The organism is Alteromonas sp. OM2203, from assembly GCF_048517045.1.
Lineage (GTDB): Bacteria > Pseudomonadota > Gammaproteobacteria > Enterobacterales > Alteromonadaceae > Alteromonas > Alteromonas gracilis.
In genome coordinates, this window is sequence record NZ_CP183209.1 from 3,520,471 (window position 1) to 3,535,061 (window position 14,591).

General features: G+C 44.4%; 15 protein-coding genes. 5 read left to right on the forward strand and 10 right to left on the reverse strand.

What is annotated here, in order from left to right:
• Window positions 1–100 precede the first annotated feature (100 nt).
• The 5 genes from minE to ACM0P2_RS15590 all read right to left on the reverse strand — a co-directional run bounded on the left by minE (window position 101) and on the right by ACM0P2_RS15590 (window position 4,141).
• On the reverse strand, window positions 101–361 hold the full coding sequence (minE, locus tag ACM0P2_RS15570; protein ID WP_105929466.1) for a cell division topological specificity factor MinE: 261 nt from the start codon (window positions 359–361) through the stop codon (window positions 101–103).
• Window positions 361–1,170 (reverse strand): septum site-determining protein MinD, encoded by an 810-nt coding sequence (minD, locus tag ACM0P2_RS15575; RefSeq protein WP_105929465.1) that lies wholly within the window; start codon window positions 1,168–1,170, stop codon window positions 361–363. Before minD ends, minE begins: the two co-directional genes overlap by 1 nt.
• Window positions 1,171–1,200: 30 nt before the next feature.
• Window positions 1,201–2,010, reverse strand: coding sequence for a septum site-determining protein MinC (gene minC, locus ACM0P2_RS15580; protein WP_159117776.1), 810 nt, complete (start codon window positions 2,008–2,010; stop codon window positions 1,201–1,203).
• A 309-nt stretch (window positions 2,011–2,319) separates the two neighbouring features.
• The gene (locus ACM0P2_RS15585; protein WP_419226786.1) at window positions 2,320–3,693 is read right to left on the reverse strand and encodes a class II fumarate hydratase; all 1,374 of its coding nucleotides are present in this window, start codon (window positions 3,691–3,693) and stop codon (window positions 2,320–2,322) included.
• Between the two features lie 112 nt (window positions 3,694–3,805).
• On the reverse strand, window positions 3,806–4,141 hold the full coding sequence (locus ACM0P2_RS15590) for a hypothetical protein (RefSeq protein ID WP_159117774.1): 336 nt from the start codon (window positions 4,139–4,141) through the stop codon (window positions 3,806–3,808).
• A 176-nt stretch (window positions 4,142–4,317) separates the two neighbouring features.
• On the opposite strand from ACM0P2_RS15590, the gene azu reads away from it, so the two are divergent.
• Window positions 4,318–4,767 carry an azurin gene (gene azu / locus ACM0P2_RS15595; protein ID WP_159117773.1) on the forward strand — a complete coding sequence of 150 codons (450 nt, stop codon included), beginning with the start codon at window positions 4,318–4,320 and terminating at the stop codon, window positions 4,765–4,767.
• Between the two features lie 191 nt (window positions 4,768–4,958).
• On the opposite strand, the gene ACM0P2_RS15600 is transcribed toward azu, so the two are convergent.
• Window positions 4,959–5,666, reverse strand: a complete 708-nt coding sequence (locus tag ACM0P2_RS15600; RefSeq protein WP_159117772.1) for a DUF6776 family protein — start codon at window positions 5,664–5,666, stop codon at window positions 4,959–4,961.
• Between the two features lie 105 nt (window positions 5,667–5,771).
• Between ACM0P2_RS15600 and ACM0P2_RS15605 the strand changes: the two genes are divergently transcribed.
• From ACM0P2_RS15605 to ACM0P2_RS15615, 3 genes are all read left to right on the forward strand, one after another.
• Window positions 5,772–7,448, forward strand: a complete 1,677-nt coding sequence (locus ACM0P2_RS15605; RefSeq protein WP_159117771.1) for a chloride channel protein — start codon at window positions 5,772–5,774, stop codon at window positions 7,446–7,448.
• 1 nt (window position 7,449) lies between these two features.
• Window positions 7,450–7,878 (forward strand): CopD family protein, encoded by a 429-nt coding sequence (locus ACM0P2_RS15610; RefSeq protein ID WP_159117770.1) that lies wholly within the window; start codon window positions 7,450–7,452, stop codon window positions 7,876–7,878.
• 143 nt (window positions 7,879–8,021) lie between these two features.
• Window positions 8,022–8,210, forward strand: coding sequence for a hypothetical protein (locus tag ACM0P2_RS15615; protein WP_105929653.1), 189 nt, complete (start codon window positions 8,022–8,024; stop codon window positions 8,208–8,210).
• 31 nt (window positions 8,211–8,241) lie between these two features.
• On the opposite strand, the gene ACM0P2_RS15620 is transcribed toward ACM0P2_RS15615, so the two are convergent.
• Complete coding sequence (locus tag ACM0P2_RS15620; protein WP_419226787.1) at window positions 8,242–8,901, reverse strand: UPF0149 family protein; 660 nt, start codon at window positions 8,899–8,901, stop codon at window positions 8,242–8,244.
• A gap of 248 nt (window positions 8,902–9,149) precedes the next feature.
• Between ACM0P2_RS15620 and ACM0P2_RS15625 the strand changes: the two genes are divergently transcribed.
• Window positions 9,150–10,346 carry an Nramp family divalent metal transporter gene (locus ACM0P2_RS15625; protein WP_159117768.1) on the forward strand — a complete coding sequence of 399 codons (1,197 nt, stop codon included), beginning with the start codon at window positions 9,150–9,152 and terminating at the stop codon, window positions 10,344–10,346.
• Window positions 10,347–10,529: 183 nt separating this feature from the next.
• On the opposite strand, the gene ACM0P2_RS15630 is transcribed toward ACM0P2_RS15625, so the two are convergent.
• From ACM0P2_RS15630 to typA, 3 genes are all read right to left on the reverse strand, one after another.
• Window positions 10,530–11,705, reverse strand: coding sequence for a MalY/PatB family protein (locus ACM0P2_RS15630; protein ID WP_159117767.1), 1,176 nt, complete (start codon window positions 11,703–11,705; stop codon window positions 10,530–10,532).
• A 141-nt stretch (window positions 11,706–11,846) separates the two neighbouring features.
• Complete coding sequence (locus ACM0P2_RS15635; RefSeq protein WP_120961971.1) at window positions 11,847–12,224, reverse strand: response regulator; 378 nt, start codon at window positions 12,222–12,224, stop codon at window positions 11,847–11,849.
• 233 nt (window positions 12,225–12,457) lie between these two features.
• Window positions 12,458–14,290, reverse strand: a complete 1,833-nt coding sequence (gene typA, locus ACM0P2_RS15640) for a translational GTPase TypA (RefSeq protein WP_159117766.1) — start codon at window positions 14,288–14,290, stop codon at window positions 12,458–12,460.
• Window positions 14,291–14,591 lie beyond the last annotated feature (301 nt).

A 14,591-nucleotide genomic window follows, 5' to 3' on the forward strand; every position in this document is an offset into this window, starting at 1 on the left:
AGTCATAGCGTGCTGTAGCTCTGGTGAAAAAACGCTGTGGCACTGGTATAAAACCATTATAGTACTGGCTTCTATGCCAGGGCGCATTTCCCTGCCAGACTTAGCTGTTGCTGTCAGGTAACGTCACATTGAGTTCAAGTACGCTGCAATCGTCATTATTGTCCAGTTGCACCGACACTTGATCGTCAGCAATCGTCACATATTTGCGAATAACCTGAATAATTTCCTGCTGCATCATAGGCAGGTAATCAGGCTCAGTACGCCTTTTACGTTCGTGCGCAACAATGATCTGCAAACGCTCCTTGGCTACCGCCGCAGTGCTCGGCTTTTGCTTCTTCTTAAGCAGGTCGAAAATACCCATTACTTCCCTCCTAGCAGGCGCTTAAAGAACCCTTTTTTCTCTGCTTCAAGGAAACGATGTGGAACAGTTTCGCCCAGCAGACGTTTGACGGCGTCAGCATAAGCTTGTCCTGCATTGGCATCTTCGTCAAGAATAACGGGTTGACCTTGGTTAGACGCTTTTAAAACCGCTTCAGATTCAGGAATAACACCTAATAGCGGTATAGCCAATATTTCTTCAACATCAGCAACACTCAACATTTCAGCGCTTTCTACGCGGGTTGGGTTGTAGCGGGTTAGCAAAAGATGCTCTTTAACTGGCTCGCCTTTCTCAGCGCGCATAGACTTGCTTTGCAATATACCCAAAATGCGGTCTGAATCTCGTACTGATGATACCTCTGGATTGGTAACAACAATAGCTTCATCAGCAAAGTACAACGCCATTTGTGCCCCCTGCTCAATACCCGCAGGTGAATCACAAATGATAAATTCGAAGTCTTTTTTCAGTTCATCAAGCACCGCTTGAACACCATCAACCGTAAGCGCATCTTTATCTCGCGTTTGAGACGCTGGAAGAATAAACAAGTTTTCTGTGCGCTTGTCTTTAATCAAGGCCTGCTTGAGCGATGCCTCTTTATTAATAACATTTACGAAATCGTAAACAACGCGGCGTTCGCATCCCATGATAAGGTCAAGGTTTCGCAAACCCACATCAAAATCTATCACTACCGTTTTATGACCTGCTAACGCAAGCCCCGTACTTATTGCTGCACTCGATGTAGTCTTACCTACACCACCTTTTCCTGAGGTTACTACGATAATCTTTGCCATCTATTCTTTCCTATTGGTGCGTACAAAGCATTAAGCCAACGGCTCTATACGTAATGTTTCTTCTTCTAAATATACTTGTGCAGGCTTCTTCCAGCATTCACCTTTAACGGTTTCGTGCATGATAAATTGCCCTGCAATTGAAATGAGTTCCGCGTCTAGCGACTGACAAAATACACGGGCCCCCGTGTTACCTTTAACACCGGCCAGCGCGCGCCCGCGCAACGTGCCGTAAACATGTATGTTGCCATCGGCGAGAAGTTCAGCACCTTCGCTAACCGACGCTGTCACCACCAAATCACCGCCTTCAGCATAAACTTGCTGACCTGACCGAACCGGGCGGTTTATTACTTTGGCTGGTTTAATTTCAGCTTTCAAAGGCCTTACCGCAGATGGCGGAGCATCACTGCCTGATGACGGTTTCGCGGCGCTAGTTGATGACTGCTGTGCCTGACTGTCGCCGTTATTTTCACTACTATTTCCGTTGCTCGCAGTAGCTTGCTGAGAGGGATTTTGCGAGCGAAGTACACTATCGGTAAACTTGCTCTGGCTGACATCTGCCAAGCCCAAATCGTTAATGGTTGGCTTAAGTTCAGCCACCTCTCCTTTCACCGCCATGGGTTGTAACTGCAAGCGACGACACAGCGCTACAAGCAATTCAAACTCAGTAGCTGACAAGGGTTTTATCAGGTGCAATATCAGTGAGGAACGGGTAAAAAACTGCGGCGCGCTCGCAATCTTTTGCGATAGCTGAGCTTCGAAGTTATCTGGTTCAAAATCTATTACTTCTAACACAATACTGGTGAGCGTAGTGCCCTTCATGCGAAAGCAAGTTTCTGTCATTTTTTCTTCCCGAAAAGGCGTTGCTTTTACCTTGGTACTAGCAAAACCTATTAGCGCAATAGTTTGTCGCCGTCTTACGCAGCGATTCAAATAGTTTCAATGGGTCACTGTATCAAAAAACCTCCGTACATACAGCAACTGTAATGCCCTTTTCACTGCTGTGTTAGCCAATATTATGCCAATAAGCGAATTATTTTTAACGAACAAAGGGATTCACCAATATTGCTTCAGAATTGAAGGTTATTTCACCATAAAAAAAGTGCGGTAAAACACCGCACTTTTTTAATACTACATCTCTGTTTTAAGCGCTTAAGGACGAGTAAGTGCTTTAGGGTCGAGCAAGGTTTCTAGCTCATCTCTGGGTATATCTGTCATGGCCTCGGCAACGTCAATAACCGGTTTATTCTCTTTATATGCCGCTTTGGCTATTTCGGCTGCTTTTGCATAGCCAATGACAGGATTGAGAGCGGTAACCAATACTGGGTTTCGATAGAGCGGTGTCTCAATGTTATCTTTATTAACAGTGAAACCTTCAATGGCTTGCTCGCCGATAAGCTTGGCGCTGTTGGTCATTAGCGACAAGCTTGATAATAGATTATTAGCAATCATAGGCAGCATGACGTTTAGCTCAAAATTACCCGACTGCCCTCCCACTGTTATGGCTGCATCGTTGCCTATAACTTGTGCACAGGCCATCGCCACCGCCTCGGGGATCACTGGATTCACCTTTCCTGGCATAATTGACGAGCCAGGCTGTAATGCAGGTAAGGCAATTTCACCAAGACCAGCAAGCGGCCCCGAATTCATCCAACGCAAATCGTTAGCTATTTTCATGAGCGTAACCGCAAGACTTTTGGTCGCGCCAGATAATGTGACTGCGGTATCTTGAGAACCAATAAGCGCAAAGAAATTGTCTGCCGGTTTAAAGCCTACATCGGTAAGCGCATTTAAACTATCGGAAAAGGTAACCGCGAATTCCGGGTGTGCATTTACGCCTGTACCTACGGCGGTACCGCCCTGAGCAAGAGTTTGAATAGCAGGTTGCACTGCACGCAGTGTTTTAACTTGCTGCTTAAGCTGTGCTGCCCACGCTAACAAACTTTGGTCCATTCCTACCGGCATGGCATCCATTAAATGGGTGCGCCCTGTTTTGCTGTACTGCGACACCGACTTTGCTTTTACCTCGATGATGCCAATTAGGCTTTCGACAGCCGGTATAAGCTCGTTTGTAAGCGCCATGGCGCCACTAACATGAATAGTTGTTGGTATGACATCATTAGAACTTTGACCATAGTTAACATGGTCATTGGGGTGAACCTCTTCATCTGCGTAACCCGAAGCCAATTTCCCAATGACTTCGTTCGCGTTCATATTGGTACTTGTCCCCGAGCCCGTTTGAAAAATATCGACGGGAAAATGCTGCACAATATCTTCAAGAGAAAGTAACTCGTCACAGGCTTTAACAATGGCTTGCCCACGATTACTATCAAGAGCGTTGAGTTTCATATTGGCTTGTGCTGCCGCTTTTTTCACTGTAACAAGTGAACGTATAAAAGCTTCAGGCATACGCTGCCCGCTTACTGGAAAGTTTTGAATAGCCCGCTGAGTTTGCGCGCCGTAAAGCGCATTTTCAGGGACTTGAAGTTTTCCCATGCTATCGCGTTCTGTGCGTGTTGCTGTCATTACTCGTATCCTTGTGTTGGTGAAACTCGTGTTATGTGGCATGCCCATAAGCGCTTACGCGTCATTCACATTGGTGCAGGCGACTCTGTAAGCTTTCTATTCTGTAAGCTCTCTAAAGAAAATAGGGCACTAGCAAATGCATATCTATTTTTATTCTTGCAAGCGCAATTCGATCACTCTCGCTGCGAGCATAGCGCTCAGCTTTAAGCAGAGGCTTGTAAAGATGCGCTAAACAACTGTAACGCCAGTGCTGACTGACCATTGGGTCGCACATGGTTTCATAAAGCACTTCAACTGCATTTTGGTAGACAGAAAATTTGTCGCTATCGCTTGGCAACAAATCAGCAATGCAGGTTACGCCATCAAGATTATATATATTCAATACATCCAGCTCATCTGCGCTGTTTCCGAGTCGAACTTGTTGCTGTACATTGCTTATCGATGACATAGGCTTCCTTGTGCGTTAAAAGTTATGAAAGACGAATCAAACGCCCCCTAAGCACAAATACAAATGATAACCATTAACATATACAATGATCCAGTGGTATTCTTTCCCGTATAGTTAACCGAGTCTTCTTATTCCACCGAAAGGTGCAGTTACTTTAAATTCAAAGGATAATTTTTATGATCAAGAAATTACTTGGTGGCACAGCCCTCTTCTTTTTGGCCTCTAGTGCATTCGCTAATGATTGTGAGGTTACTGTAGAATCAAACGATGCCATGCAGTTCAACACCTCGAACGTGACCATTCCGGCGAGCTGTAGCGAATTTACGGTGACACTTAAACACACTGGCCAATTGCCGAAACAATCTATGGGCCACAATTGGGTTATGACGACTAAAGCCGATGGTCAAGCTGTGGCAACCGATGGCATGAGTGCAGGGTTAGATAACAACTATGTAAAGCCTAATGATGAGCGCGTTATCGGCGCTACAGATATTATCGGTGGTGGCGAGCAAACCTCAACTACGTTTTCTGTTGAAGGCTTGAGCAAAGATGAAGAATATATGTTTTTCTGCTCATTTCCAGGCCATATCGGCATTATGAAAGGTACGGTGACCCTTTCTAGCTAGCAGTTCACTTATACCAGTCTGCATAGATTGGTATTAAACAGGCGCGCCTTTAACGGTGCGCCCTAGTTTGGACAGCAATTCTCGAGCATTAAAGTTGTAACGGGCACGACATCTTAAATAGAAAAAGATATGAGAATGAAGTGCAAAAAGGGCCCCCCAAACGTTGCAGCAAAAGCACTGCTTAAAACCACTTACTCAATCTCTACAGAAAGGGCCTCGCTCCATGGAACCCCTATCTCATAAGTACCCTTTCGAGTTTTGTATTGATAAACTGATGTAGTGAACTCAACGGATTCCACATCGATATCTTTATCAATGGTGAGGATAACGTTAACCGCTTGGAAAAAACGAAACCGATACTTAACGTTCTCTGCTAACAGGTTCGACTCACCAGATTTGAGAGTAATAGGTTCGCCGTTTTTTTTACCTACAACAGCAATCGTTAAATCGCCATTTATCACCGCCTTTTGCTGTTTTGACTGCAATAAAACCAACCTTAATTGATATGTAGTGTCGCTTAGTTTGAAAACCTCTACCCCTTCGATAGCAAAGCCGTCTTCAGTTTTTTCTGGCGCCATTACCCGTTCGTAAAAGCTGATTAACTCTTGCTGAGCTTCTATCTCTTTTTTCTGTTCACTGAGTGTATTAACAATTTTTTCAGCTTCTAACGACGCAATCTCAACGGCCACTTCAAGCTGATTCACTTTAGTCGTTAACGCATTGTTCTCTTCAGACAAAATAGCAATTGTCTCTTGCTGCGCATGAACTTTTTTACTGTCGCCCTCGTCAATCATACGGGCGAGTTTATAACCAAATCCCACCATGCCTAGCATTATAAAAGCCACTAGCAGTGACCATTTGTAGTTTCCTAAAATGTGTTTTAACTGATCGGTTGTCATGATCTCTATATCAACAAAAATGCAAAACGCTAACGCGTTCTAAATATTATGAATTTTAAGTGTTTATGGTAAGCTGCTAGCTACGTTAACCTACTGTAACACAACATGCGCTTGCAGGCTTTAAGAGAGGAAGTAGCTCACCCACGCACATCCATTCAGTTGTGCATGCTGGGCATTGTAGGGGGAACCTGCGCTGCGCTTATTATTATCTTGTTCCGGCTATGTGTGGAATGGCTGCAAGAAACAGGCGTATCGTCGCTTAAATCGGTTCTCACTCACGATTGGTTAGTATGGTTTATCATGCCCTTGATAAGTGTGGGGCTGATACTCTTCATTGCTTTTCTAACTGGCTTCAAACATTACCGCCTTGGTATTCCCTTCGTTATTCACCGGGTAAAATATTATTATGGCTATGTGCCTCTAAGAACCACCATCAACCAATTTTTTGGCGGTATGCTTGCGTTAGCGGGCGGGTTTGTAGTGGGAAGAGAAGGCCCCTCAGTACACATGGGCGCGTCAAGTAGCAGCTTTTTAGGCCAGTGGCTTCGCCTTCCTTACAACAGTATTCGAATACTTGCTGGCTGCGGTATTGCTGCTGGTATATCTGCCTCGTTTAATACCCCCTTCGCCGCAGTTATCTTCGTAATGGAAGTTGTGCTCCGAGAATACAAAATCCATATCTTTGTTCCCATCATGCTAGCTGCAGCCTGCGGTTCGGTACTTACGCGTATCGTGTTTGGTGAGGTCAACGAACTGTCATTCTTATCGTTTAACGCGTTTAGTCAATGGATGTACTTTTACTTGGTTCTTTTAGGCATTCTTTTAGGTGTCTTAGCTGTATTATTTAACAGTCAGCTAATGCGTGTTATGACACTTTTTAGACCGGTATCTATGGTGTGGCGACTTGTACTCGCAGCTTTGATTACAGGCACTATTGGCATGTTCATTCCTGAGGCTCTTGGCGCTAATTTTATAGACGTTGAGCATTTGTTTGATAGCTCCCCTGGCGCGCTCCTGCTTGTTTCAACCTTGGTGTTCAAAGTAATTTTAGCGGTTTTTGCCATTGGCTTGGGCATACCAGGAGGGATAATAGGTCCAGTAATGGTGATCGGAATGCTAGCGGGTGCAGTGCTTCTTTTACCATTATCTTACTTTATTGATGTTCCCGAATTTACGAATAGCTTTGCGCTACTAGGCATTGCAGGTATGTTGACTGCAGTACTACATGCCCCGCTTGCAGCCCTATCAGCGGTTATGGAGCTTTCTTACAGCCCGCAAATTATATTGCCGGCCATGCTTGTTATCGTGCCAGCTTATGTTACTTCCACGCAATTTTTTGGAAACCGATCCATATTTATACGGCAGCTTGACTATCAGAACCTGCCCTACGCGATTTCTTCAATTCGAGAAGCGCTGGAGAAAACTGGCGTACTCGCTGCAATGAATACCGAATACAAGTTGTTTCACGATGCTCCAGAAGCTGCACTTTTCAATTATTTAGAAAGTAATCCAACACAAATTGTCGTTCAAAAATCAAAGTTTGAAATAGATGTGCAGTATAAACTGGTCCAATACAATGTCAGTCTGGAACACGATGCGACGGCGCTTAACTACTACGAGATGGAAGGCATTAGCGCCCAGTCAACGCTGCACGAGGTGTATGAACACCTTAAAAATTCGCGCTCTGGCGCAGTTTATATTTACGATCAAGAACTTAACGATATTATTGGCGTAGTTACCTGGAATATCTTGCAAAGTTTTTTACAGAAGGCGCAATATTAATATGTACATTTTATGGTTTAAGGCACTGCATATCTTTTTCATGTTGGCATGGATGGCAGGGCTTTTTTATCTACCACGGCTTTTTGTTTATCACGCCACCACTCAATCACAAGTTGTAAAAGACGAATTTAAGGTTATGGAGCGTCGGCTATGGTTCTTCGTAACCCCATTCGCCTTGTTAACTCTAGCATTCGGCGTTGCGCTTATTGTTAGTTATGGCGGTACATGGTTTAAAATGTCAGGGTGGCTTCACATAAAGTTATTGCTTTTACTTGCTATTTACGGGTACCACTTCTATTTGTTTAAGTTGTTGAAGCAATTTGAGCGAGACGAAAATAGGCATTCTCCTCGCTTTTACCGTTTTTTGAATGAGGTACCGGTATTGGCTATACTCGCTATTGTTTGTTTGGCGGTAGTAAAGCCTCTTTAGCGAAAAATTAACCCCTTTGGGGCTTGATAAAAGGAGTATCGAGCCCTGAAGCGATAAACCAGCAATAACGACTGTAAGCGCAAGAAAGCACCGGGTTAAAGCTGTTTCTCGGATTTAAATAAATGTAATTATCGGAATACGACATGGACGACAGTAATCAACACCTTAAAGATTTGCTCAAACAAACAGATTTGGCCTTCAAAGCCTTGATGAGGGAACCGGCTTCCTTGCGGTTAAACGAACAATACGAAAAAGCGAAGCTGGAACTGGACAGTTACACAGCTTCCCTCAAACACACATTAAATCAGCGCCAGCATCAGCGACAGCGATAGCTGCAAAACTTAATGTGCAAGCAAACAGTAGTTAATTATTGCTGAATGTCTCAAACTGATTAGGCAACGCCCCAGCCAACTCGCCCGAAAGTTTTGTATAATCGGCAAGTACTGACGGCAACTGCTTTATCAGTAGAGCCATGTTAATTTTTAACTGCTCGGTTTGTTCTTCATTGCGATACGAAAGGGTCAAATCCACATTTGCCAATGTAGAAAACAACTTTAAACAACGTGATAGTCGCGCTTCCGGCGCTTCTTTAGTGCTGTCACTTCTCTCTTTCTCGAACTGTTGCCACGCATTTTCCCAAACGGGTTCTAATAACTTGTGGACATGAAGTAGTCCGATCAACCAGCTTTCTAATGCTTTCGAGGGTCTTCTGAAGCCATTCACCTCTTCGGCCAAAATTAGTTCCTTAGGCAGTGGTGAATTTTCTTGTCGCATAAAATCGAGATGCGCGCGTAAACCATTCATCAGCGCATCAGCCAGCCTATCTACGTCCTTATCTACAAGTTTACTGTCACCTGACTGAATTAACCAAGGCATCCACTGCTCGGGCATGGGTATCTCTGGTGCGGAGGCTACGGCAAAGATCATCCCATCAACTTGGTAAGTAGAAGGAAGAACGTTTTCAAAATTAGGCAACGACACAATATCGCTCACCATCGTTATCGGATAGCCGTCTTTCACCATTAATGTCCTATTTTAATTTGCGTTCTATTTCGTGAAACGGTAGTCTGCGCGCCCACTTTGCTAAGGGCGTATTTTTTAACCTTTTACCCTCACTTAAACTGGGTGAAGGCGAGAGAAAAATGACTTGCCCGCATTGGGTACGCGACAATAGGTTTAAAACCAATCTGTTACTGTATTGGTTTAGCGGTACTGTTGCGTGCTCGCCTACCTATTGTCATGATAGCAAAACTTAACTAAGAGTCGTTGCAATGGCAAAAGATAAATCAGGATATATCATCGCGGCCGCATTTATAGGGCCGGGAACAGTAACCACAGCAAGCTTAGCAGGTGCTAACTTTGGTTTTCACCTCGTATGGGCGCTGCTTTTTTCCATTTTCGCTACTATAGTGCTGCAAGATATGGCGGCTCGATTAGGCGTGGCCAGTGGCAAGGGCTTGGCCAGTGCAATGAAAGATATGGCATATAAACCCTGGCTAAAAAATGTGTTTATTTTGCTTATAGTCAGCGCCATCGGTATCGGAAACGCCGCCTATGAGTCTGGAAATTTAACCGGAGCAGCTATTGGTCTAGATGCATTCATTAACATAGGCATCGGTCCATGGGCCAGCATATTGGGCACTATAGCGATTGTCTTGCTTTGGTCTGGAAGCTACAAATGGATTGAAACCGTTCTAGTCTATTTGGTGTTTATTATGGCTGGGGTGTTTTTAGTTACGCTATTGGTAGCCAAGCCTGACGTTGCTGCTATGTTTAGCCAATTCATCTCCCCCCGCTTGGATGCCGATGCGATTACAACTGTGCTAGCGCTAATTGGCACAACTATCGTTCCCTATAATTTATTCTTACACGCTAGCCTCGTAGCTAAATCATCTCAAGGACAGAATAAACACGACGCTGTTGTTGCCTGTCGCAATCAATCTGCCAGAGCAATAAGCATGGGCGGACTTATCACACTAATTGTAATGGCCACGGCCATGATGGCGTTTTTCAATCAAGCTGCCACCATGGACGCATCTAATATGGGAGAACAGCTCAAACCGGTTTTAGGTGATAAAGCGCAGTGGTTCTTTGCACTTGGTTTGTTTGCAGCCGGATTGACCAGTGCGATCACGGCACCGCTCGCAGCCGCTTACGCAGTAACTGGTGCGCTTGGTTTATCTGACAATATGCAAAGTAAAAGCTTCAAGGCGGTGTGGTTCATTATCATTGTTATAGGTGTAAGCGTTGCAGCACTTGGCTTTAAACCGTTACCCGCTATCTTGTTCGCACAAGCCACCAATGCCCTGCTACTCCCTATCATTGCCATATTTTTGCTAGTGGTAATGAACAAGAGCACTGCGTTGGGAGAATTTAGAAACACGTGGAAAAGTAACGTAGCGGGCTTTGTGGTAGTAGGCACTGTGATTGGTTTAGGTTTATATAAACTAATCGGCGTTTTTGGCTAGTTACAGAAATGAGGGCAGAATTAATCTGACTTTTTTGTAAGTTAACCCTGTTAGCAGGTTTTAAAAGCAGTAAGCCAACGTAACTAACAGAATGCATAGAAAAAGGGCCGCTTTGGCCCTTTTTAACGTCAATAATAGGTTAAAGCTTTCAGCTTTGGGCTTAAAAGCACTTTGCCCCCGACTTTAGCTGGCTAGGCGTTGGAGAATGTCTTGGAGCATCCCCTTGCTGCAGCCGAAATTAATTCGAAAATGATCCGCTTTGTGAAAGTCGATGCCAGGCGATGGGCCCACGCCTTTTTCCTCTGCCCACTGCTGAACATTTTCAACGCCAAGGCCACTTGCATCCACCCAAGCAAGGAAGGTGGCGTCAGCTTTTAGCATACGCAGCCCATCTATGCTGTTAATGGTATTGAAGACCATATCTCTGTTTTCACGCAAGTAAGTAAGTTGCTGTTGGTGCCAATCGTCACACTGGGTAAAAGCCGCTTCAGTTGCTGCCAGCCCCAATACGGTAACCCAAGGCACAACACCTGCTGCGGCATTAGTAAATGCCTGACGCAGTTGGCGGTTGGGAATAATAGCAAATGAGGTACCTAAGCCCGCTATATTGAAGGTCTTGCTCGCGGCCATTAAGGTAACGCTATTTTCCGCAAGGTTTGATTCACGCCCTGCAGGAATATGCGTTTTTCCCTCTTCTAAAATGAGGTCGCAGTGAATCTCATCGGAACAGAGAGTTACATTGTTTGCGTTACAAATATCGGCAATACGATCTAACTCTTCTTTAGACAATACCGAGCCCACAGGATTCATTGGGTTACATAGAATAAACAGTTTGCATCGAGGATCTGCTGCCTCTTTTTCTAGTGCATCAAAGTCTAATGTGTAGCGCGCGCCTTCTACCTCATTAATCGTATCGGCGCTGTCACCATTAGCATGTTGAACTACCGTACCAATATCAACCCGCTCTAGGCCATTTAGCTTAGGTGCAGCTAACAAAGGCGGGTAATTCGGGGTTTGAATAAGCACTTTATCGCCTGTCTCACAATAAGCTTTACAGGCAACGTTAAACGCTGGCACCACGCCAGGAGTCCACACTAACCACTCTGGCTTAATGTTCCAATTGTGCTTATCCTTAAGCCATCTAACTACCGCTTGAATTGCACCTTCATGGTGTGCCGGAAGAATGTATCCCAAATTACCATGTTCTACATAACCTGAAATAGCATTGAGTATTGGCTGAGCACAACGGAACTCGGTATCGGCAACCCACGCAGGAATGACGTCTTTTCCTTTGTACTTTTGCCATTTAAACGAGAAAGTGTCTTTTCGAGGGGGGGTATTATCGAATAACGTGCTCACATTACATCCTGTTGCATAAAAACTTGTGGCAACAGTGTAGAAGTTTCCTACGTTATAAACTAGGGTGAATATCGTGATTTAACGCTATTTCGCTAGATCGAAATGTACTTAAATAGAGATAAATAACATCACTTAATGCCATTACCTTTTGTGTGCAGCTACTTCTTGGGTCTTTTGAATTAATTCCATCATATCAAGTGGTTTAGCTAAAAAACCCGTGACTTGAAGTTTACGAGCCTCAATAACCAGTTCTTTATTTGGGTCCGCGGTAATAAGTAAAAATGGAACGTTGAGACCTGAAGAATGGCAGGTTTTCAACAAGCTTAAACCATCGTAATCCGGCATAACTTGATCGCTAATAATGAGATTCAACGAGTCAGAAGTTTGCTGTAATAAAAAGTCTCGAGCAAATTTGCTGCGTGTAAACGAATAAACGGTGGCGTCTAACTGCGTTTCCAGCGCATCAGTTATCATATCAAGTGTGATAGGGTCGTCTTCGACTACGGCTACAGAAAACAATACGATCCCCTTAAAAATCGGTAAGTAATTATAATTTATGCCAGCTTAAGGCCTTTTTTAGGCCCGAACCCAATTAATCTAAGCATAGGTGGGTAAATTACCTTTGACCACTACCCATTGGTCGAAATTTTGGCCACTTTATACCGTTAATCCGCATAGATAAGTGCCCACTCAGAATAAAAAATGCCAGCGAAAAGCTGGCATTTTAAAAGTTGTTTAAGTCTTAGAAGGTATTAAGACTTAGGCCCGCGTGATGCACGCTTACGCTCGTTTTCAGTAAGAAGCTTCTTACGAATACGGATAGAAACAGGCGTTACTTCAACGAGTTCGTCATCATCAATAAACTCAAGCGCTTGCTCAAGAGACATCTTAATTGGTGGAACGAGTGTCTGCGCCTCATCAGTACCAGATGCACGAACGTTAGTAAGCTGCTTACCTTTAAGCGCGTTTACAGTAAGGTCATTGTCACGACTGTGAATACCAATAACCATACCTTCATATACTTCTACACCGTGTCCGATAAATAGGCGACCACGCTCTTGAAGGTTAAACAAGGCGTTAGTTAGCGCTTTACCGTTAGCGTTGGCAATAAGCACACCGTTTTTACGCTTACCAATGACACCGCCCTTATAAGGACCGTAGTGATCGAACGTGTGGTAAAGCAAGCCAGAACCTGACGTCATCGTCATAAATTCAGTTTGGAAACCAATTAGGCCACGGCTTGGAATAATGAAGTCGATACGCACACGACCTTTACCATCTGGTGACATATCTGTCATTTCAGCTTTACGAAGACCCAGTTGCTCCATAATAGAACCTTGGTGCTGCTCTTCACAGTCGATGGTCAAGGTTTCGAAGGGCTCTTGTGTTTCACCGTCAACTTCTTTCAAGATTACTTCTGGACGTGATACTGCAAGCTCGTAACCCTCACGACGCATGTTCTCGATAAGTATACCTAGGTGAAGCTCACCACGACCTGATACGCGGAATTTGTCCGGATCTTGCGTCTCTTCTACGCGAAGTGCAACGTTGTGTACTAACTCATCGGTTAGACGCTCAAGAATGTTACGTGACGTTACGTATTTACCTTCTTTACCCGCAAACGGTGACGTGTTTACTTGGAACGTCATGGTTACTGTAGGCTCATCAACCGATAGTGGAGGAAGCGCTTCTACCGTGTTCACGTCACAGATGGTGTCAGAGATCTTCAGTTCACCAAGACCAGAAATTGCAATAATGTCACCCGCGTGAGCAGAACTCACCTCATGACGAGCAAGACCAAGGTAGCCATAAACTAGGCCAACTTTTCCGTTGCGCTTTTGACCATCGGCAGTAACGATAGTGACTTGTTGGTTAGTCTTCACAGAACCGCGCTTAACGCGACCAACGCCGATTACACCTACATAAGAGTTGTAATCAAGCTGAGAAATTTGCATTTGGAATGCGCCGTCGATATCTGCATCAGGTGGAGATACTTGGTCGACGATAGTTTGGAACAATGCCGTCATATCGTCTTCTTTAGTATCTGCATCAAGTGATGCCCAACCGTTTAGTGCAGACGCATAAACAACTTGGAAATCCAGTTGATCGTCAGTAGCACCTAAGTTGTCGAACAAATCGAAAACTTGGTCTATTACCCAATCAGGGCGAGCACCTGGCTTGTCGATTTTATTGATAACAACAATTGGCTTAAGACCTTGGGCAAACGCCTTTTGCGTTACGAAACGCGTTTGCGGCATTGGACCTTCCTGTGCATCTACAAGTAGAAGTACAGAGTCGGCCATTGACATTACGCGCTCTACTTCACCACCAAAGTCAGCGTGTCCTGGAGTATCGACGATATTGATACGGTAGTCGTTCCAGTTGATCGCTGTATTCTTAGCTAGGATGGTAATGCCACGTTCTTTCTCGATGTCGTTCGAGTCCATTACGCGTTCTTCTTGCTCACCTCGAGATTCAAGGGTGCCAGACTGCTGTAACAGTTTGTCTACCAGGGTCGTTTTACCGTGGTCAACGTGGGCGATGATTGCGATGTTACGCAACTTATTTATATCAGTGGTATTCATGCTTATATAGAGCCTGTGTAAATCAACGACTACTGCAATTCAGTGGAAAGGAGTATGCGTTAGATTTGTTGCAAAAAAATGCAGATAGAAAATTTGCGCGGATTGTACAGAAAAACCACGGCATTTGCGCATCTTTTTTTTTGATGTGGACACGTTTTATTGATTTTCAATCACTTGTTCAACTATTGAACACTTATGTTGCACCGGATTGAACATATTAGGTAGCCATATGCTGCAAAGTATTCTAGGCTGATTATCGTAAAAAAAGAGCAAATCACCACAAGGGTGCAAGAGCGCACAG